This window comes from Calothrix anomala FACHB-343, assembly GCF_014696435.1.
Classification (GTDB): domain Bacteria; phylum Cyanobacteriota; class Cyanobacteriia; order Cyanobacteriales; family Nostocaceae; genus Aulosira; species Aulosira anomala_A.
On the sequence record NZ_JACJQG010000007.1, the window covers coordinates 146,758 to 167,065 of the forward strand.

11 protein-coding genes are annotated in these 20,308 nt (G+C 40.6%); 4 read left to right on the top strand and 7 right to left on the bottom strand.

Going from position 1 to position 20,308, the window contains the following annotated elements:
• Positions 1-51: 51 nt before the first annotated feature.
• Together H6G08_RS05760 and proB are read left to right on the top strand one after the other, a co-directional pair.
• Positions 52-594 carry a YqeG family HAD IIIA-type phosphatase gene (locus H6G08_RS05760; RefSeq protein ID WP_190539527.1) on the top strand — a complete coding sequence of 181 codons (543 nt, stop codon included), beginning with the start codon at positions 52-54 and terminating at the stop codon, positions 592-594.
• A gap of 292 nt (positions 595-886) precedes the next feature.
• Positions 887-1,996 carry a glutamate 5-kinase gene (proB, locus tag H6G08_RS05765; RefSeq protein ID WP_190539529.1) on the top strand — a complete coding sequence of 370 codons (1,110 nt, stop codon included), beginning with the start codon at positions 887-889 and terminating at the stop codon, positions 1,994-1,996.
• A 405-nt stretch (positions 1,997-2,401) separates the two neighbouring features.
• Here proB and H6G08_RS05770 read toward each other — a convergent pair whose 3' ends face one another.
• From H6G08_RS05770 to argJ, 7 genes are all read right to left on the bottom strand, one after another.
• On the bottom strand, positions 2,402-4,069 hold the full coding sequence (locus tag H6G08_RS05770; protein WP_190539531.1) for a response regulator: 1,668 nt from the start codon (positions 4,067-4,069) through the stop codon (positions 2,402-2,404).
• Positions 4,070-4,326: 257 nt separating this feature from the next.
• The gene (locus H6G08_RS05775; RefSeq protein WP_190539533.1) at positions 4,327-7,302 is read right to left on the bottom strand and encodes a GAF domain-containing protein; all 2,976 of its coding nucleotides are present in this window, start codon (positions 7,300-7,302) and stop codon (positions 4,327-4,329) included.
• Between the two features lie 1,410 nt (positions 7,303-8,712).
• On the bottom strand, positions 8,713-10,182 hold the full coding sequence (locus H6G08_RS05780) for an ABC transporter substrate-binding protein (RefSeq protein WP_190539535.1): 1,470 nt from the start codon (positions 10,180-10,182) through the stop codon (positions 8,713-8,715).
• Between the two features lie 83 nt (positions 10,183-10,265).
• The gene (locus tag H6G08_RS05785) at positions 10,266-11,678 is read right to left on the bottom strand and encodes a serine/threonine-protein kinase (protein WP_190539537.1); all 1,413 of its coding nucleotides are present in this window, start codon (positions 11,676-11,678) and stop codon (positions 10,266-10,268) included.
• Between the two features lie 470 nt (positions 11,679-12,148).
• Positions 12,149-13,099, bottom strand: coding sequence for an ROK family protein (locus H6G08_RS05790; RefSeq protein WP_190539539.1), 951 nt, complete (start codon positions 13,097-13,099; stop codon positions 12,149-12,151).
• A gap of 63 nt (positions 13,100-13,162) precedes the next feature.
• Complete coding sequence (locus H6G08_RS05795; RefSeq protein ID WP_190539541.1) at positions 13,163-13,909, bottom strand: Mut7-C RNAse domain-containing protein; 747 nt, start codon at positions 13,907-13,909, stop codon at positions 13,163-13,165.
• Between the two features lie 304 nt (positions 13,910-14,213).
• On the bottom strand, positions 14,214-15,455 hold the full coding sequence (argJ, locus tag H6G08_RS05800; protein WP_190539542.1) for a bifunctional ornithine acetyltransferase/N-acetylglutamate synthase: 1,242 nt from the start codon (positions 15,453-15,455) through the stop codon (positions 14,214-14,216).
• 739 nt (positions 15,456-16,194) lie between these two features.
• On the opposite strand from argJ, the gene H6G08_RS05805 reads away from it, so the two are divergent.
• Positions 16,195-18,165 carry a BPSL0067 family protein gene (locus H6G08_RS05805; RefSeq protein WP_190539543.1) on the top strand — a complete coding sequence of 657 codons (1,971 nt, stop codon included), beginning with the start codon at positions 16,195-16,197 and terminating at the stop codon, positions 18,163-18,165.
• Between the two features lie 454 nt (positions 18,166-18,619).
• On the top strand, positions 18,620-20,305 hold the full coding sequence (locus H6G08_RS05810) for an adenylate/guanylate cyclase domain-containing protein (protein ID WP_199322383.1): 1,686 nt from the start codon (positions 18,620-18,622) through the stop codon (positions 20,303-20,305).
• The last annotated feature ends 3 nt before the right edge of the window (positions 20,306-20,308 follow it).

The following is a 20,308-nucleotide window of genomic DNA, read 5'->3' on the forward strand; positions in this document are numbered from 1 at the left end:
AACAGTATTTACTTATTCTTTAGTAAATTATCACATCCTTAACTCGAAAATATGGCTTGGAATAACCTTTTGCAGCCTGACTTGATTTTGGCGGGTTCAATTTTAACCTTAACACCAGACATTATCCAGCAATATGGATTGAAGGGATTGGTGCTGGATGTAGATGAAACTTTAGTACCGATGAAAGTTGGCGCAGTTTCGCCAGAATTACGCGAATGGGTAGAACAAATCCGCGCCCATACCGTCTTATGGTTGGTGAGTAATAACTTAAGCGAAATGCGGATTGGCGGAATTGCGCGTTCTTTAAACTTACCTTACTACCTGGGTGCAGTTAAACCTTCACGACGCAAAATTAGAGCCGCACTCAGAGCGATGAATTTACCAGTACATCAAGTAGGGATGGTAGGCGATCGCTTATTTACCGATGTCTTAGCGGGTAATCGCTTAGGTATGTTCACCATCCTAGTCGAACCGATGATTCATCCAGATGTAGAACTACTGCGTACTCACCCCGTGAGAAACTTTGAAGTCTGGGTATCAGAAGCCTTAGGAGCCTCCATCAGCCCTAAGTATACAAAAATTCGCAAACATTGATAATAAGACAGAAAAGTAAATCTAAAAAAATAATTAAGGAATCTTTCGCAATGAAAAAAATCTGAGAATATAAGTATCAATAACATCGGGTCAGCCAAAAAAGACCCAAGCCGATAATAAATAAATTTAAAACCGTAAAGCGTCAGACTTCACTTATAGAAGACCTGGCGCTTTACAATTTAGTCAATAGTCAAAAGTCCAGAGTCCACAGTCAAAAGTCTGATGAGTATTGACCCTTAACCCTTGACCATTGACTATTAACCATTGACCATTGACCATTGACTATTGACCCTTGACTAAAACTATTGTTGTTAAAATCGGTACTTCTAGCCTGACTCAACCGGAAACTGGACAATTAGCACTGTCTACAATTGCTACCTTGGCAGAAACCCTGTCTGATTTAAGACGCCAAGGACATCAGGTGATTTTGGTGTCTTCTGGTGCGGTGGGGGTGGGTTGTGCGCGGTTGGGTTTAACGGAACGCCCAAAAGCGATCGCACTTAAACAAGCAGTAGCAGCTGTGGGACAAGGGCGGTTAATGCGGGTGTATGATGATTTATTTACTACCCTGCAACAACCTATCGCCCAAGTTCTATTAACCCGTAGCGATTTAGTACAGCGCAGTCGCTATCTCAACATCTACAATACCTTTCGGGAATTGCTGGGATTGGGAGTGATTCCGGTAGTTAATGAGAACGATACGGTGGCGGTAGATGAGCTAAAATTTGGCGATAATGACACCCTTTCAGCCTTAGTTGCCAGTTTAGTGGAAGCAGACTGGCTATTTTTGCTGACAGATGTGGATCGATTGTACTCCGCCGATCCCCGTTCCGTACCCGATGCCCAACCCATCGCCTTGGTAAGCAGTATTAAAGAATTAGCCGAATTACAGATACAAACAGGTGCGCAAGGTTCCCAATGGGGTACTGGGGGGATGGTAACGAAAATTTCCGCCGCCAGAATTGCGATCGCGGCTGGTGTGCGTACTGTCATTACCCAAGGGCGATATCCCCGCAATATTGAAAAAATCATCGCCGGGGAAGCCATCGGTACGCATTTTGAACCCCAACCAGAACCCACCTCAGCCCGCAAACGCTGGATTGCTTACGGCCTTGTACCAATGGGAAAATTATATTTAGATGCAGGCGCGATCGCGGCGATTTCCCAAAGTGGAAAATCATTATTAGCGGCGGGTATTAAAGCCGTAGAAGGTGAATTTGATACTCAAGAAGCCGTGCAACTATGCGATCGTGAAGGTAACGAAATTGCTAGAGGATTAGTGAATTACAACAGCGAAGAACTGCAAAAGATTCGTGGCTGTCATTCCCGCGAAATTCCCCAAATTTTAGGCTATGGCGGTGCAGAAACTGTAGTTCATCGTGATAACTTAGTTTTGACTTAAGATATGGGGCATTGGGCATTGGGCATTGGGCATTGGGCATTGGTGTCAACTTAATACCAATTTGAAAAAAGAATGTGACAGATTGTAGGGTCATGGCACTGCCGTGACCTATAGAATATATAAATGTGTCGCCAACATTATTTGAATTGGTATAAGTTCTCTGGCTTACCCGACGTACCGCCCGCAGGCTGTAAGGCACTGGCTCACGCTACATGAGCTTACCTGCGTGGGCTAAGAAAATTTAGCCCACGCAGGTGGGCTTTGTTCAATTAGCCGCACCCTTCAAGGGTGACGGCGGTTTATCGGGTAAGCGAGGGGTTAGGAGTGAGGACAAAACCTTGTCCACCAAAAGGGTTTCACATTAAGTTGATACTATGCCCCATACCCCATGCCCATGCCCTATCACTAACCTTTGTGTTCGATAATCAACTTAATTGCTGCTAAGAATTCTTGCTCAATGTAGGGTTTTGTAAAGTAAGTAGTAGCACCTAATTGCATTGCTAATAAGCGGTGATTATTGGTGGTGCAACTACTTAGCATCACCACAGGAATTGTCGATAAAAACTGCTCTTTGAGACGATAGCTAAGAAACTCAAAGCCATTCATATTTGGCATTTCTACATCACAAATCACTAATTGCACCTGGGAATTTTGCTGCAATTGAGCGATCGCTTCTTGTCCATCTTGGGCATGTAAAATTTTATAACCGACTTTTTGCAAAGTCATCGATATCAAATGTCGCACGCTATTAGAATCATCAACGATCAGCACGGTAGATTCTCTGTTAGCTGTGGCAGTGTCGGTTGGATTGAATAAGTTAGCATTTGCCGAAATATCGGGATTTTGAGCAACGGTTTCGCTTAACAATGCAGCTAGATCGATGACTTGCAGTGGTTTATCTTTCCAAGTCGTCAAACCATACACATAACTAGGCAGTTTGACTGAGGCTGGTACAGGTTGAATGGGTAACTCTAATTCAGCAATTAAAGACTGAATCTGTGGTTGTAAAGCGATAATTTGCTGCCCTAAGCTAATAATAAATATTGGTTCTGGTTGAGTTTTTTCTGGTGGTAAATTTTCGGCATTCAGCAGTTGCGAAACTCCATAGGTAGGGATAATTTTACCTTGCCAATGTAAAAACCACTGTTGTTGAGAATAAATAAGTTGATCGGCTTGAGCAACTAAAATTTCTTTAACATTGTTGGAATTAATGGTAAAAATATTACCACTCGCAGTCCAGACAAATAACTGCGAAGTTTTTAGGGTTTTTGGTTGGTTAGAGCGATCGCTATTTGGCTTAACAATAGCAATTGCGCTATTAATTGACTTACCATTAGAAGAAATAACTGGTTTTGATATGCCCTCATAGGCTGTGCGCCAACCGGCTAAGGCGATACGTCCGATAGTTGGTGCAGCTTTAGGGCTATTTTCTAGGCTAGCAATCGCTACTTGCGCGATCGCCACAAATTCAGTTATCTTTAAGCGATCGCCAAAGCTTAAAAATACATTGGCGGCTAATTTCAGTTTCTCGACTAAATTATCAGCCTCCGATTGAGCCAGAATCATTTCCAAGTTGTTTAATGCTTGAGTCACCTCTGCTGTATCAACCAAATGAGATAACCCTGGTTCTACATTCAATTTAGGAAGTGAATTAGCTGCTATTGGTTGCTGATAATTTCTCGTCTCTAAATTAGCAAACACAGAATCTGTTTTTGCTAAGAGATTAACTGCGTCATCAGTTTTACCTTGAATTTGGGCAATTAATAATAAACCGAGATTTTCATTAGCTTCTATGAGTAAAGCTGTAATATTTGCGTCAATTATCTGATTTTCTAAGGATAAAAGCCGAAAAATCTTCTCAAGACGATAAGCTAAATTTTGGATATCCGCCAAATCAACTTGAGCGCTGACATCTTTGATTAGCTGCGCAACTCGTACCAGAGTCCGCATTTTGCCTGGAGAATAGTTATTTGGTAGTTCTAACAATCCATTGTGAATTTGCTGTAGCAGCCCTAAAGCTTCTTGCACAAATTCTGGATTAATATTACTTTTTATACCCAAGTCAAGAACCATAGCTATGTTCCTGTATTTATGTAAAATGGCAGAATTTAGTAAATTATTTAACAGGCAATCTCGATGAAAAAATTTTCATCACATATATGAAAGAGAAGGGGGACAAGGGAAGGGAGACAAGGGAGATATAAATTTTGCAACTCAGGCGATCGCGAGAAAATATCTCTTAAGAGTCAACAGTCAACAGTCAACAGTCAACAGTCATTTATCAATTATCTTCCTTGCCCTCCTATATTTATTTAGTAAGATAAAATACTCTATATGTCTTGTGTAAATATGTCTATATTGCTTAAAGACTCTGCTAATTCTAAGGCTTGCTCGGAGGCTTGATTAGTAATATTAGCGACTTCCAAAACTTGTTGATTTGCGGAATATGAAGTTTGGGCTTGGAGAGTAGCGATTTGATTAATTTCAGCAGCCAGGGTTTTCATTTCTTGACTGATTGCGATCGCCTGATGAAGTTGCTGTTGAGTTTTTTCGATAAATGTTGTATCGCTGGCGACTTGTTCGGCTTTGGTTTCAATCGCCGCAATGATTTGGTGAGTTTCTGTCTGAATTTCCGCCACCAGTGGTTGCACTGCGGCAATATCTGAGTCTAACTCTTGAATTAAAGACAGTACCTTTTGCGCGATCGCTGCAAATTGTTGCCCGACTTCTCCAGCACGAGAAGCTTCTAATGCTGTCTGCATAGCTTGGAGTTTCATTTGTGAAACAACATTACTCATCAAATTGACAGTCTCACCGAGTTTTTGTGCAGGTTGTTCTATCCGGTTAGCGTTTTCGCCAGCTTCTACAATTGTTTTTTGGATAGTACAAATATTATTTAATAATTCGTTAATCGATTGATTTTCATCTTCTACCCATTGATTAAGATTTTGTTCTTGAAGTTCCATTTTTTGGGCAGAAACAATTAATTCTGTAGCAGAATCCCCTAATATTTGCATTTGATGGCAAATAGAATTAATCGATTGCATCTGCTGCGGTACAATTTCTGTAGATAAATTATGCACCACTTGATTGCTATTCTTGAGCAGTTTGACAACTTGCGATTGCAGCTGTTCTTGTTTTTGTCGTTCCTGCACAGAAGTTGCCGAGGCAGATTGGTAGGCGCGATCTATTTGGTTGAGAAATCTGGCACGATCGAGAGCAAAGCCTACTTGCATAGCGACTTGCGCCAACAAATCAATTTCATGTTGTTGCCAATCGCGAGAACTAGAACATTGATGGGCAATTAATAAGCCATATAACTGACCATCGTTGAGAATTGGCGCAACTAAATTAGCTATAACATCAAAGGGTGCAAGCTGCTGAAGATGACACTCACTCAAACCAGCTTCATGGATATTACTAATAGCTTGGACTCTGCCGGCTTGATACTTTTCTACATAACCTTCAGTAAAACAGGGATCTTTAATTCTCGCCCACAAAGCTTTAGGAAAACCAGGTAGCACCGATTCGGCAATCACAGTACCATACCAATCGGGATCGAAGCCATAAACCATGACTCTATCCGCACTAATGGCTTTACGAACTTCTTCCACCGTGGTTTTCAGGACATCATCCTCATTCAGGGACTCGTGAATCCGGCGCGTTAACTCTGCTAACAACTGAGTGCGCGCGCCTTCAGCGTCAATTCGTTGCAGCAGTCTTGCATGATCCAGCGCAAATCCTACTTGCATGGCGATTTGGGCGAATAAATCAATCTCACCTTGTCGCCAATCACGGGAACTAGTACATTGATGGGCAATTAATAAGCCATATAACTTGTCATCTTTGAGAATTGGTGCGACTAAATTAGCTTTAACATCAAAGGGTGCAAGTTGATTAATATGACAGTCACTCAAACCAGCTTCATAAATATTACTAACAGCTTGAATTCTTCCTGCTTGGTACTTTTCTACATAGCCTTCCGCAAAACAAGGATCTTTAATTTTCGCCCACAAAGCTTTAGGAAAGCCTGGTAAAACTGATTCGGCAATTACAGTACCATACCATTCGGGATCGAAGCCATAAACTATAACTCGATCTGCACTAATTGTTTTGCGGACTTCTTCCACCGTAGTTTTGAGGACATCATCTTCATTCAGGGATTCGCGGATGCGGCGGGTAATCTCGACAAATAGCTGAGTTTGATTGGCTTTTGTATCTACTTCTGCGAGTAGCTGGGTGTAGTTGAGCGTAAATCCTACTTGGCTAGCTACTTGAGAGAACAAATCAATCTCAAACTTCTGCCAAAAGCGGGGTTGAGAACATTGATGAGCAATTAATAGACCGAATAGTTGCCCTTTTTTGATAATGGGTGCAACTAAATTCGCTTTCACCCCAAATCTTTCTAACAAGTTGATATGACAATCAGTTAAACCTGCTTGGTAGATATCATCTATGGCAAAAATATAGCCATCGCGGTATTTTTCCACACAATCCCCTTGAAAACAAGGGTCTTTGACAGTAGTCCATAAGGTTTTTGGCAAACCAAATGCTACAGATTCAGCAATAAAAGTACCTTCACCATGAGGATTGAGGCGGAAAATGGTGACGCGATCGCAACTTAAAACTGTGCGGACTTGTTCAACAGTAGTTTTCAGGACATCTTCTTCATTCAAGCATTCTTGAATGCGGTGAGTAATGTCCATCACAATGTGGATTTGTTCTGCTTCCGCTTCTTGCTTCCACAGTAAATCTGGTAGCTGTTTTGTGATTAAGCTGATATTTTTCTCTAAGGTTAGCAGTTCATTTTTGCTGGTTTCGGCACTGCGAATCCCTACATTTTCTGATATTAGCCTTTGCACAATATTATTAGACAGCGCAGCTGCATTTAACAGTGGACGAATGGCACGATTAGCTAAAATTGCCGCGATCGCACCTGCTAATACAGTTGTTACCCCTGTTCCCAGTAACAACATTGCTAGCTGTTTTTGCAGTTCTTCTTTACTGAGAGTTAAATTTTCATTGCCAGCTGGTTTGGTATCGGGAATTTGCTCTTTAATTAGCTGATTACCCATGTAATAAGTTGCAGTCCCAATTGCCAACAAGGGAAGCATACTAATGGCGCAAGACCAAACTGTAGTTTTAGCCTTCAAACTCCAATTGCTCACTCCGAGTTGACGATAAGGAACTTGAATGATTGTCGGCAGTTTTGCATGATCTATAGTTGATTTCCCCACAGTTGGCTGACTACCCTGTAACTGATTTTTATCGTTACCTGCTTGCTTTCCACGAGAAGACTGAGTCATAAATTATAGTCAGATGGTGCTACAGAATTTCTGTTATCAAAAACATTCTTCGCCACATTCATTTCATCAACTAAGTTGGTAGGGTAGTGCACTTAAGTATGACTGCGGCTTAGTCAAAGGTAGAGTTCAAAAAGTCCAAATTTTCCTGATGATTACGTATTAGACTTTTGTATCTCAGCTTATTTAGCTGATTACTCAGGCTTACAAGATTTTTGTAATCTGCTAACAAATTACTCACAAAACCTGAGCTTGCTGAATTTACACCCTTGAGACTTTTTGTTTTTCCTGAGATATCTGATGCACCCAATTGCTACTGATTGTGTATTTAGCTGAATCAAAAAGAAGCCTCTCACTCAGTCCGAAGGACGAGTGATGAGATGAATTTTTGGGTGATGACGAATTGACCCACAACCCTTTGGGTTCGCCAGTCACCTGCGACGGGAAACCCGTCTTCAGTGCTGGACTCACCAATTCAATCCGTAGGATTGACAGGGCAGGGGGTCGATGATACGCAGCGTAAAGCCTTCTCTTCGAGAGGCTTCGCCAACGGCATAGCTTCGCTTAGAGCGAGTCCGCGAGCGTCGGAATCACCAGTTTTAGGGTTTGGCAACCTATCGATCCAATCCTCTATTAGTTGTGTCACTGTTTTATCCTTGCCTGCTGCATACTGCCTCAGCTTGTTTAATCTACGTGTTGACATCCTGACGCTTAATCTAGAATCTTTCATAACGGATATACATTGTGTACCCATTATGATATACTAAATTCATCCCAAACCCCTAGTTGGGAGAGAGGAGTAGCCGTGGTGGGCGAACCGCTCAAAGGGGAGCTAAAAAGGCTAGACACCACACTGGAACTAGAGGCGAATACTGTAGTCTCTACGCAAAAGTTCCTAAATAAAAGAGTTTACTGCCTGCGGGAGGCGGGCGGCTGCCTGGGTTCTCTCCTTAAAGAGATAAAGGACGCAAGTCCAGAGATGCTGTGTAAGTCTTGGAGCGTTTTTGGTAACGCACATTGTCTAGCAATGTCCCCAACAGAGCAACGGCAGATGAGACAGGAAGCCTACACTGTATACGAAGTATCATTGTAGGCACTTCACTATCTTAGTGCTTAATTGAGCAGATGTATATTGTTAAACTTGGTAATTCTCATATATGCAGCAAGTAGCTGTATTTATGCAAATATATAAATTTTTGCATCTTCCAATAGACATATAATTATCTATAAGTAGATTTTTTCGATAAAAAAAGGTGTCTATCAAGACACCCATAACCAAACATGAAAATTTCTTTGAAGAGTCAGTAGTCAGTAGTCAGTAGTCAACAGTCAACAGTCAACAGTCAACAGTCAACAGTCAACAGTCAACGCTATTTTCCAGTTAGTATTTTTTGGCATCGACAAAAACAAAATTCACTGAACTAAGACAAAATCGTAGCCAGTACCAGAGGGACAAGGCTTTGCGGGATCGCAAGGTTCAATTTTGACTAAAAAGACACCACCTTCGCGATCGCCCGATCGCGTAAACTGAATCTTACCTGTAGCACCCATTGCGGAAAAATTCTCATTAGACAATACCTTTTGTAAACCTTGGCGGGTACTATCTTCTTTTAAGCCTGCAATAATGACTTGCATTGCATCATAAGCTGTAGCAGTGCGCGGACTTACTTCACCACCCCAGAGTTTAGCGGCTTTTTCCGCAAAGGAATTACCCGGACTCATATTCCGGTTAGCATCCCGATGCCAAGGTACAGCCACCACCATTCCTTTGACATCACCTTGTCCAAATTTTAACACCCTAGCACTGTAGAGTTGTTGCGAACCAAATAGTGCCAATCTGCCGCGATTTTCTTTAGCAATATCAATCACTGGATTAATATTAGTAAATCTGGGAATCAGTAGTACAGCTTCTGCACCATCACTAGTAGCTCTAGAAATAAAATTACTCGCGCTAAAATTCCCAGCACCTAAATCGCATTCTGTACTAGTAACTTTACCTCCAAATTGAGCAATTAAATCGCTATATTCTTTGACAACTTCTTGATTTGGTCTTTCTGTGTTAGATGTTTGTTGATTATTACTCGATGAAGAATCTCGACAAATGACGATATTTGTCCGCCGTTGTTTTTTGACAATATATTCTGCTAAAGCTTGAGTAAATATATTGCGATTAGGGCTGATATTAAACACATATTTACTATCCCCTAACATCTGTGTCTGATTTTGTCCGTCTTGACTTCTTCTACCGCTATTTGGGGAAATTCTCACCAAACTATTTTTTCTATAAAGCTCTTCGTTGCGACCAAATCCAACTACTGCTAAAAGACTGCTATCTTTGACTAATTCAGTATCTATTTTTTCTATCTGTCCAACATTATTTAAACTAGCAATTTCAACTTGTAAAGGTACGCCATTAATTCCACCACTAATATTAACTTCTTCTTGAGCTTGCGCTATCCCGCGTAAAGTCTCTTGCGCTTCATTTAAACTAGTGCCAATCGGTGCAATTACAGCTACCTTTAAAGCTTTAGAGTTGCCTATTTTGGCATTATTCAAATAAATTAATGATTCTGGATCGTTGCGCTGCTTTTGTAGGGATGCTTGAAAGTTAATAATCGCTGTCCCATAATCACTAGATTTAAAAGCGTTAATTCCGGCTTCTTTTTCTGCTGTTTTATCTGCGGTTACTAAAATTTTTTCACCTTTACTCATCCATTCAGGAGAAGATGGAATATTCAATTCCGGTGAAATTCTTAAAGGTGTTTTTGGTTGATTAGCTGTTTTGGCAGAAAAATTACTCACCAACCATAAAATCCCTGCTACCATCACTCCAGCAATTCCTAGAGAGATTAGTAAGCGAACGTTTTCGTCCTTAGCTGCCATAGATGATTACCCCTACTAATTAAATAAAATTTATTGAAAAAGCTTTGTAAAAGTTTAAATTTATTTACAAATAATTAACAAATTCAAAAATATTTAGCAATTAACTTGTCCACAAGCAGGGATGTTACCATCAGCATAAATGCCAATAAACCGGCCAGTACGATTAATAAGAATACAACAATCAAACCATTTGTTCCTGATTGCCACAGATTTTTCAGGTTCAAAGAGTGAAATACAGAAAAAATGAAGAAATTTGTGACGATCGCGATCGCTAATAAATAAATCTTTTCAAATAAAGACCGAGATTGAATTAAGATGACACCTCCTAAGATGAGTAACCATAATCCCCAACTCATGATACTACTGCCTAAATAGCTCAATAAAATAATAGCTAAAACTGCACCCCCTATACTAGTAATGACAATTCCAGGTAGTAGTTGACTCACCGATAATTGGGACAGATAAGTATGTTGTTTTGATTGCGGTTGTGGTTGCGGTTGTGGTTGTGGCGTTGAGAATGGCTGCGGCTGAGGTTGCGGCGTTGAGAATGGCTGCGGCGAAAGTATGGTGTGGGGTACATTCCAAGGCGCAGCTGTTTGGTTATTTAAGTCTTGTAAAACTTCCCTAGCTGATTGATAGCGTTGTTCGGGGGTTTCTTGCAATAACTTATCGAGAATATGCTCTAATCCATCGCTTATTGGCTGATTAATTTGATTGCGCCAACTATTAGTCCAGCTAAAACCTTGTTTTAACCATAGTTGAGATGGCGGAAAATCAGCTAACAGGTGAAAACAAGCTATTCCTAAACTGTATAAATCGCTAGCAGGATAAGCTTGACCAAGCTGGATTTGTTCCATTGGTGCATATCCTAAAGAACCAATAATAGTACCAGGCGAAGTGTTAATCAAATCGGTTTTTTGTTTCGATACACCAAAATCAATCAGCACCAACTTTCCATCACTTTGACGGCGAATAACATTTTCTGGCTTAATATCTCGGTGAATTACCTGTTGCTGATGTATTAATTCCAGCACAGGTAACAAATCGTTTAATAGTTGGCGAATTTTTGTTTCATTAAATGCTCCCTGCTGCTTTAACTCCTGTAATAAATTTTGTCCGACAATTAATTCTTGGACTAAATATAAGTAATCATTTTCTTTAAAATAAGCATACAGAGTCGGAATTTGATCGTATTTTCCTAGTTCTTGTAAGCGTTTTGCTTCTCGTTCAAACAACTCAGTTGCTTTTTTTTGAGCTTCACTACCACCCCCACTATAAAATTGACCGCGCACTAGCTGTTTAACTACACATGGTTCGTTTAGCTTGTCTACATCTTCTGCAAGATAAGTACGCGCAAACCCACCTCTACCGATTGGTTGGATAATGCGGTAACGATTTCTCAGCAGCGATACTAAACCGGTTCCACAGGTGAGACAAAAGTTTGCACCGTCAGCATTTAGAGGATTTGGACAGTCGGGGTTGAGGCAGCAGATCATAGAGTTATCGCTGTCGTTTTATTAATAATTAAAATATACCTCAAATTATGTGATTTTCTGGGATATATTTGGCTTTTACTAATAATTTGGGATAACTGCTGCTATCTAAAGGTTGAGAGCGGTGTAAGATAGGTGAATTTTGTCAATGGTCAATGGTCATTGGTCATTGGTCATTGGTCATTTGTGATTTGTAATTCTTACAAAGTTCTGAACGGAGGAAACCTCTGCTCAGACTTTGCGCTTTGTAATTTGTAAATATACATAATTCATGACAATTTTAATCAGCATTTATCGATTATTTACTAATAATTTTGGGTTGTGGATAACGATAAACTGCAATTAATTTGGTTTAATATTTTAGGTATCAGGTATTAACAACACACACAAGGGCGGGGAAACCCCGCCCCTACGAAAATTTTAATTACGTATCACAACCCGAATTGTTATAACTATTGACTATTGACTATTGACTATTGACCATTGACCTGAGTAAGTGCAACAGCACCCCACAATGGCGCGTCATCTCCTAAAGCTGCGGGGAGAATTTGAAATTCAACTTCTGGTAATGCTGTTTCTCGCGCTAGTTGACGGACAATTTCCCACCAGCGATTACCGGCTTTGGTGACACTTCCGCCTAAAATAAATAATTGCGGGTTGACTAAATTGGCGACATTACCTATGCCTACACCTAAAGCCCAAGCAGATTTTTGGATAATTTCCTGTGCTAAATCATCACCTGCGGCGGCGGCTTGACTGATTAACTGTCCTGTGAGTAATTCTAAATTATCCTCAACTAAATTCTGCAAGATTTTACCCCTAGTGCGATCGCTTGCTAATAATTCCCTGGCATTTTGCGCCATATAGGGGCCTGAGGCTAAACGTTCCACACATCCCCGCTTTCCACACAAACATACAGGGCCATTGGGATCTACAACTATATGGCCGATTTCTCCAGCCATTCCCCCAGAACCGCGCCAAGGTTGATGATTGAGTATCCAACCACCACCTACACCAGTGCTGATGGTGATGTAAAACAAACTATCGTATCCTTGACCTGCTCCAAAATGATGTTCCCCTAAAGCTGCCACATTAGCATCATTATCTACATAAGCGGGGACGCCAAACTCGGCTTCTAACAATTGTTTTAGGGGAAGATTTTCCCAGCCAGCAACATGATGGGAAAGTAGCACGCATCCGGTAGTCGCGTCTACAGGGCCGCCAAAGCTGACACCTATCGCCGTTGGTTTGCTATCTTGCAGTACAGAGTGAATGAGCGATCGCATAATTTCTAAATCCGTGTTAGCATCTGCATTCGCGGGAGATAAGCGGCGTTCATAACTCAACCATTCTCTAGCACCGATATTTACCGTTGCTGCTGCTAATTTAGTTCCCCCAAAATCCAGGGCTAATATTAATGACATAGAATTTTTAATTCGTAATTCGTAATGCGTAATTCGTCATTGAAAAGGATGAGAATTATTAATTCATGCTTTTTGCTGAAGTACGCCATCAATAAATTGTTGTAAGCGTTCGTAATGGGTGCCCTTCCAATAAATTTGTTGGCATTCTTGACAGCGATGAAATTCATCGTTTTGTAATTGTACGCTTTCTGGTAATTGGTCAATGACTAATGCTTTGGCTATAGGTTGTAATAATCCATTGCAACGCAAACATCTGTGAAAAGGCGATACTATATTAAATAAATCAAAGCGGCGGAGAACTTCAATTATTTGTTGTTGAGGATTAGTACTTCTGACATAATAGCCATAATTTACTAAACTCCGCATTAATAAACCTTTGTCACGAGTTAATAAAATTCTTGATTGTGTATGAGAAACTTCTGCTAACTCTTCATCTGCGTAGTCATTGCGATATAAAGTATCAAAACCTAATAACCTTAATGATGTCGCTAGTTTACCTAAATGAATATCAAGCACGAAGCGCATCTCGCTTAAAGGTTGCGGACGTACTAAAATTGTTGGCGGATGAATATCAATGACAGAAATCGGATAGACATAAATGTTATCTTCATCCTGGATAATATAAGAAAAATCTACATAGCTATCGTTGACTTTTATATAATCAACTTCTGGATGCGGAACGCCTAAAGACTCAATGGTGTCTTTAATTGAGGCTCTTTCTGAAAAATTATGGATGATTTGCACCTGGCGTTTATGGCGGGGGAGAAAATCATTGAGTTCGGCATAAAAGTGAAAGTAAGCAACAGCCATATTTATTTAATTTGTCATTTGTCATTTGTCATTTGTCATTTAGATTCACAAATTTTGAAAATCTCCCTATTTTAAATGGTTGATTTCTCAGTTCAATTGTAATGTACATACTTTTCATACCGAGTCAATATACCGCCTGAGAATTTACAGCAGATTGCCATTTGGTGAGGTACAGATTATCGTTAATTGTAGGGGCACTGGCACTGCCATGCCCCGAAGCGCGTACCTCATTTACCTGAAATATGCTGTATTTCTTGGCGACATGAAAAGTAGAGTTTAATTACGAATTACGAATTACAAATTATTAAGTTGTATATTCGGCGTTAATCTTCACGTAGTCATAGCTTAAATCACAACCCCAAGCTTTACCTGTACCGTGACCATTGCCAACGTTAACAGAAATTAATACTGTATCTTCTTTGAGATAAGCACCTGTTGAGGCTTGTTTTAAATAAGCGCTGGCGGCTGGACGATCGAATGTTAAAGGTTGACCATTTTCTAATAATAAGAAATCGCCTAATTTGATTTGCAAATTTTCTTGCTCAAATAGTACACCTGCGCGTCCGGCGGCGGCGGCGATGCGTCCCCAGTTGGGATCGCGACCAAAAATTGCTGATTTAACTAGGGATGAACCGGCAATAGTTTTGGCTATTTGACGAGCGGAGGTTTCATCCTGTGCGCCAGTAACTTGAACTTCGATTAAGCAAGTAGCACCTTCACCATCACGGGCGATCGCTTTTGCTAAATGCTGACATACTGCTGTTAACATGGCTTCTAGTTTTTCCGCTTCTGAACCCATTTCAATAATCGCTGGGGTGCGGGATTGACCATTGGCTAAGGCGATTAAACTATCATTGGTGCTGGTATCGCCATCGACTGTAATCGAATTAAAACTTCTATCGGCAGCGCGACTTAACATTTGTTGCCATAAAGCAGGCGATACTGCCGCATCACAGGTAACAAATGCTAACATCGTTGCCATATTGGGATGAATCATCCCCGAACCTTTAGCAATTCCGCCAATGCGCACCGGGCGATCGCCTATAGTGGTTTCTAGGGCAATTGATTTTGGGACTAAATCTGTAGTAATAATTGCGCCGGCGGCTGTATCGGAACCTGTTTCCGAAAGCGCCGCTACTAATGAGGGAATTCCGGCTTTGAGTGCATCCATCTTGATCCGCTGGCCAATTACCCCAGTAGAAGCTAATAACACCGATTCGCTGGGAATATTTAAAGCTTGCGCTACTGCCATAGCTGATTCTAGAGCATCAAACCAACCTTGAGTACCTGTAGCGGCATTTGCTTGTCCGGCATTACAAAGAATAGCACGGGCATTATGCTTGGCTTGCAAACGTTGACGACAATAATCTACGCAGGCGGCTTTAACTTGACTGGTAGTAAACACACCAGCTGCGATCGCTTCTACATCAGATACTATTAAAGCTAAATCGGGTAATCCCGAAGGCTTTAAACCTGCGGTAATTCCTGCGGCCCGATAACCTCTTGGTGCTGTGATTCCACCAGTAATCTCCTGCCAATCTGCCATGATTATTCTCTTGCAACTATATAGTGGCTCGACTGGCGATTATACCAAGACTCAAGAGTCAATGGTCAATGGTTAATGGTCAATAGTTAGTAGGGGTGGTAACAATTTTCATCTCCTGAAGCACAGTAGCAAATTTATCTATTACCTATTTCCACCTTAAGTTGACTGATTTTTAAGTATATTCTCGGTCAAATATGATTCTATAAAGTTGCCATAAAAGGTTGTGGATCGGCAATTTTGTGGGGCTAATGTCCGTCTCATCTTGGGTTTGCAGCTTTTTCGCCAGCAACACACAAAAATTAAATTCCGCAGAATCAGCATAATTTACGCGATCGCACGATAGTCACATTTCAACTTCATTTGTCATGATGTAGTTAACAAATATTCAAGTAACTTGAATTACATATTCAACTTAACCAATCATACTTCGATTCATCTGAAACTGTTGATTATGGAGGGTGAAATTACAGTCATGTACTGATATTGTCTAGTTGCATAAGTAATTGAATTTACGTAAATATTTGGTGATTTTAATTTTTGGATGTCCTGATTTATGTACCCAGGAACGTGGATGAATCAAAACAACCGAAAACTGACTTTTACAACCAAAAAATTATCAATTTAATTGGCTGATTTTTTTAAGATCATTTCAGGGTTCATCATTCCGCAAATTCTATTCAATCTAGATTTTTTAATTAAAAATTTCTGTTGAGTTCCCAGAGTGGGAGCCAGTTTAACTATGTTTGAAAACCCTGAATCTGGCATCGATTCCCTATTGGGGGAATTAAATTGTGCTGCCAATTTTATCAATTCTTCTTCCTTTAATTCTTTGCTAGCAGACTGGCAAGAATTTACTTCCCAGCAACTTTTGACTTTAGCGGGCGAAACTCTCATTCAAGCATGGCAGAATCAAGGCGAGCCAAGCCAAGCATTAGTTTATGCGGCTGGGAGTATTTTTAAAAGTGATTTTGCTGCTAATGCCCAAATCGCTTTTGGCGATGCTTTTGATGTAAATCAAGCAGAAGCATTAGGTACAGAAATTTTGGGGGGAAATTATGGTGTACTGCCAGATTTACAATTTCTCTCTGATGCAAATATGAATGGTGCCTTAGGTGCATATGCTAACAGTACAAATACCATTTACATTAATAGAGATTTTCTGACGCAGAGTTCAGATAATCCAATTGCGATCGCTAAAATTCTCGTGGAAGAAACAGGACATTTCCTCGATGCTTACGCTAGCTATATTGATTCCCCAGGCGATGAAGGGGAAATTCTCACAGATTTGATTTCTGGTCAGCAACTAACTGTAGATGAGTTAACCCAGCTACGTGCAGAAGATGACTCTACAACGATTTTTTTAAACGGTCAATTCTTGAAAGTTGAACAACGAGTCAACAAAGATGATTTCAACGGCGATGGCATCTCCGATATTTTGTTGCGTAACAGCACGAGTATTGATACTTGGTTAGTCAATAGTAATGCTCAAGTCGTAGCACCTACGAGGGCGGGAAATGCCCCTGTTGACTGGCAAATTCAAGGTACAGGTGATTTCAACGGCGATCGCATCTCTGATATTTTGTTGCGTAATGGCACGAGTATTGATACTTGGTTAGTCAATAGTAATGCTCAAGTCGTAGCACCTACGAGGGCGGGAAATGCCCCTGTTGACTGGCAAATTCAAGGTACAGGTGATTTCAACGGCGATGGCATCTCTGATATTTTGTTGCGCAATGGCACGAGTATTGATGTCTGGTTAGTCAATAGCAATGGTCAAGTAGCTGCACCCACGAGGCTAGGAAATGCTCCTGTTGACTGGCAAATTCAAGGTACAGGTGATTTCAACGGTGATGGCATCTCTGATATTTTGTTGCGTAATGGCATGAGTCTTGATGTTTGGTTGGTCAATAGCAATGCTCAAGTAGCTGCACCAACGAGGGCGGGAAATGCTCCTATTGACTGGCAAATCCAAGGTACAGGCGATTTCAATGGGGATGGGATCTCCGATATTTTGTTGCGTAATAGCACGAGTATTGATGCTTGGTTAGTCAATAGCAATGGTCGAATTACAACCACAACGAGGGTAGGAAATGCTCCTGTTGACTGGCAAATTCAAGGCACAGGCGATTTCAACGGCGATCGCATCTCTGATATTGTGTTACGTAATGGCACAAGTATTGATGCTTGGTTAGTCAATAGCAATGCTCAAGTAACAGCGCCAACAAGGGCGGGAAATGCTCCCGTTGACTGGAAAATTCAACTCAGCCCTGTTAATTTGACAGCCCCTCTAGGTTTGATGACTAGTTCCCAGAAACTAACGACACTAGTTGATGGACAGTTGAATGGTCTATCTTTTGATATGGATGGCTATTATGGCGCTCAATGTTGGGATTTGGTGGCTTATGCGACGGGTAATAACACATCAACCTATAACTGGAAATGCGGCGAGAATGTGATGGCGAATGGCAATATCGCTATTGGTACAGCGATCGCTACTTTTCTCGGCCCCAATCAAACCTATGACACGCCACCAAATTATAGTAGCCAGCACACAGCAATCTTTGCCGGTTATGGCGTTGAGTATGGGGTAGCTGGTTTCTACGTCTGGGATCAAAATTGGAATTGGAAGCAATATGTCCAAAAACACTTTATTCGCAGTAATGGCTCAGGTACTAGTGATGCGGATAATTACTATGTGATTCAGGTTTAAACTGATTCTAAACAAGCTAATGCGCATCTAAATTGCATAACTACTAATAAGGGTTGTTAACAGTCAACAGTCAACAGTCAACAGTCAACAGCCCTCACAATGGATTGTGCAACTTAAAAGCAAAATAGCTTATATCGTGAAAATTCCGCGATCGCACTCTCATCATTTCCACAAATCAAATTTTTTAGCCAGACTGGTAAAATTGCGAAATCTATGGTTAGGATTGTGAATCTTATATGATAGCAATCCAATTTGCGTTGGCTATTAGTAATTTATTATACAATATCTGCTGAAAGACTTATTGTTTATTCAGACAGGTAGAAATGCTAATAATCAGTGATTATACTGACTGGAGATTGCACATACTATGGCAAGGTTATATCTATGACATGAGAGTTAATTCTTTCAGTCATAAAAGCAATTTTCCAGCTAGGTGGAAATGTGAGGGTGGAATATGTTCTATTTAATCTATGCTCCTAACACTACGCAAGAAAAAACCTATCAGTTGATGTTTGGAGTCAACACGATTGGTCGTTCTACCGAAAACACGATCGCCCTCGCAGATGAGAGCCTATCCCGTTCTCACGCAGAAATTACAGTCACCAATGAGCGGCTAGTTATTAAAGATTTACAAAGCCTTAACCACACTTTCGTGAATAAGGTAAAAATCGATCAATGTGAACTGAAAAATGGCGACTTGATTAATTGTGGGAATGTAGAGTTCAAGTTTGTTCAAAAAGTCAATACTACACCCAACCCTACCGATGATCCTCATCCCCCACAACCACCAGTAGAGGATGTCAAAGAGGAAGCACCTATTGCAGAAACGATTATTAAACAATTTTCTACCGGGCCCAGTAGCATTAAAATTCAGGATTTACTCGATAATCCAGGCAGAAGCGATTCTCTGCTGAGAATATCACAAAGAGCGAGTAATCAACGGACGGTAGATAAGTTAAAAATTCTTTTAGAAGTCAGCAAACAGCTGTCTTCTCCAGAGGAACCCGATCGCCTATTAGAGAAAATTCTCGATCTACTGTTTGAGATTATGAATGTAGACCGAGCAGTTATTTTGATGGTGAATGAAACTAGCAAGCAGCTAGAGCATAAAGCCATCAAACTACGTCCAGGAATACCTCAAGACAGTCAATTTTTTTATAGTAAAAATATTACGAATTATGTTTACATCAATGGCACAGCAATTTTAACTACTGATGCTTGCCTAGATAATCGATTTAATGAGTCCGAGTCGATTTTTGTGCAAACTATTCGGGCTTCAATTTGCATTCCGCTCAAACCCAGGGAAGAGGTAATTGGCGTATTATATGTAGATAATTTATCCATGTGTGATGTTTACTCGGATGAAGATGTCGAGTTTGTAACGGCGTTAGCCAACCAAGCGGCGATCGCAATTGACAACGCCAAGCTCTACCAGCAAATTGAAGCCGAAGCTATCATGCGAAATAAATTAGAGCGTTTCTTCCCAGAAGCTGTGAGAAAAAAGCTCAGGGAAGAAGGCACTTTAGGTATTGTTGATACAGAAGTTACAGCTTTATTTGCTGATATTAGTAATTTCACAAAAATGTCTTCCACAATGCATCCCCGTCAAGTAATTACGATGCTCAATGAATATTTTGAGGTAATTGTGGAGGAAATTGTCTTTCGCTATGAAGGCACGTTAGAGAAATATATTGGTGATGCTTTATTTGCAATTTGGGGTGCGCCTTATCGCAAACCAAACGATCCAGAATTGGCAATACAAGCCGCAATTGATATGCAATGGGCTGTGTTAAAACTAAATCAAAAATGGATTCAGCAAGGAAAACAACCGATTCAAATTCATATAGGCTTGAATACAGGTAAAGTAGCAGCAGGTAATATTGGTTCAGAAAAATTAATTCAGTACGCGACTATTGGCGATACAACAAATGTCACTAGTAGAATATGTAATGTTGCCCAAGCTGGTGAAATAGTTATATCTCAAACTACATTTGAGCGCATACAGTCGCGAAATTTCCCTTTAGGAAAAATGCCATTAGTACAAGTTAAAGGTCAAGACCAGCCTTTACAACTTTATCGCTTGATGTGGCATTTGTGTCCATCACAACAAACTCAAGTGGGTATGGGGCATAGGGCATAGGGC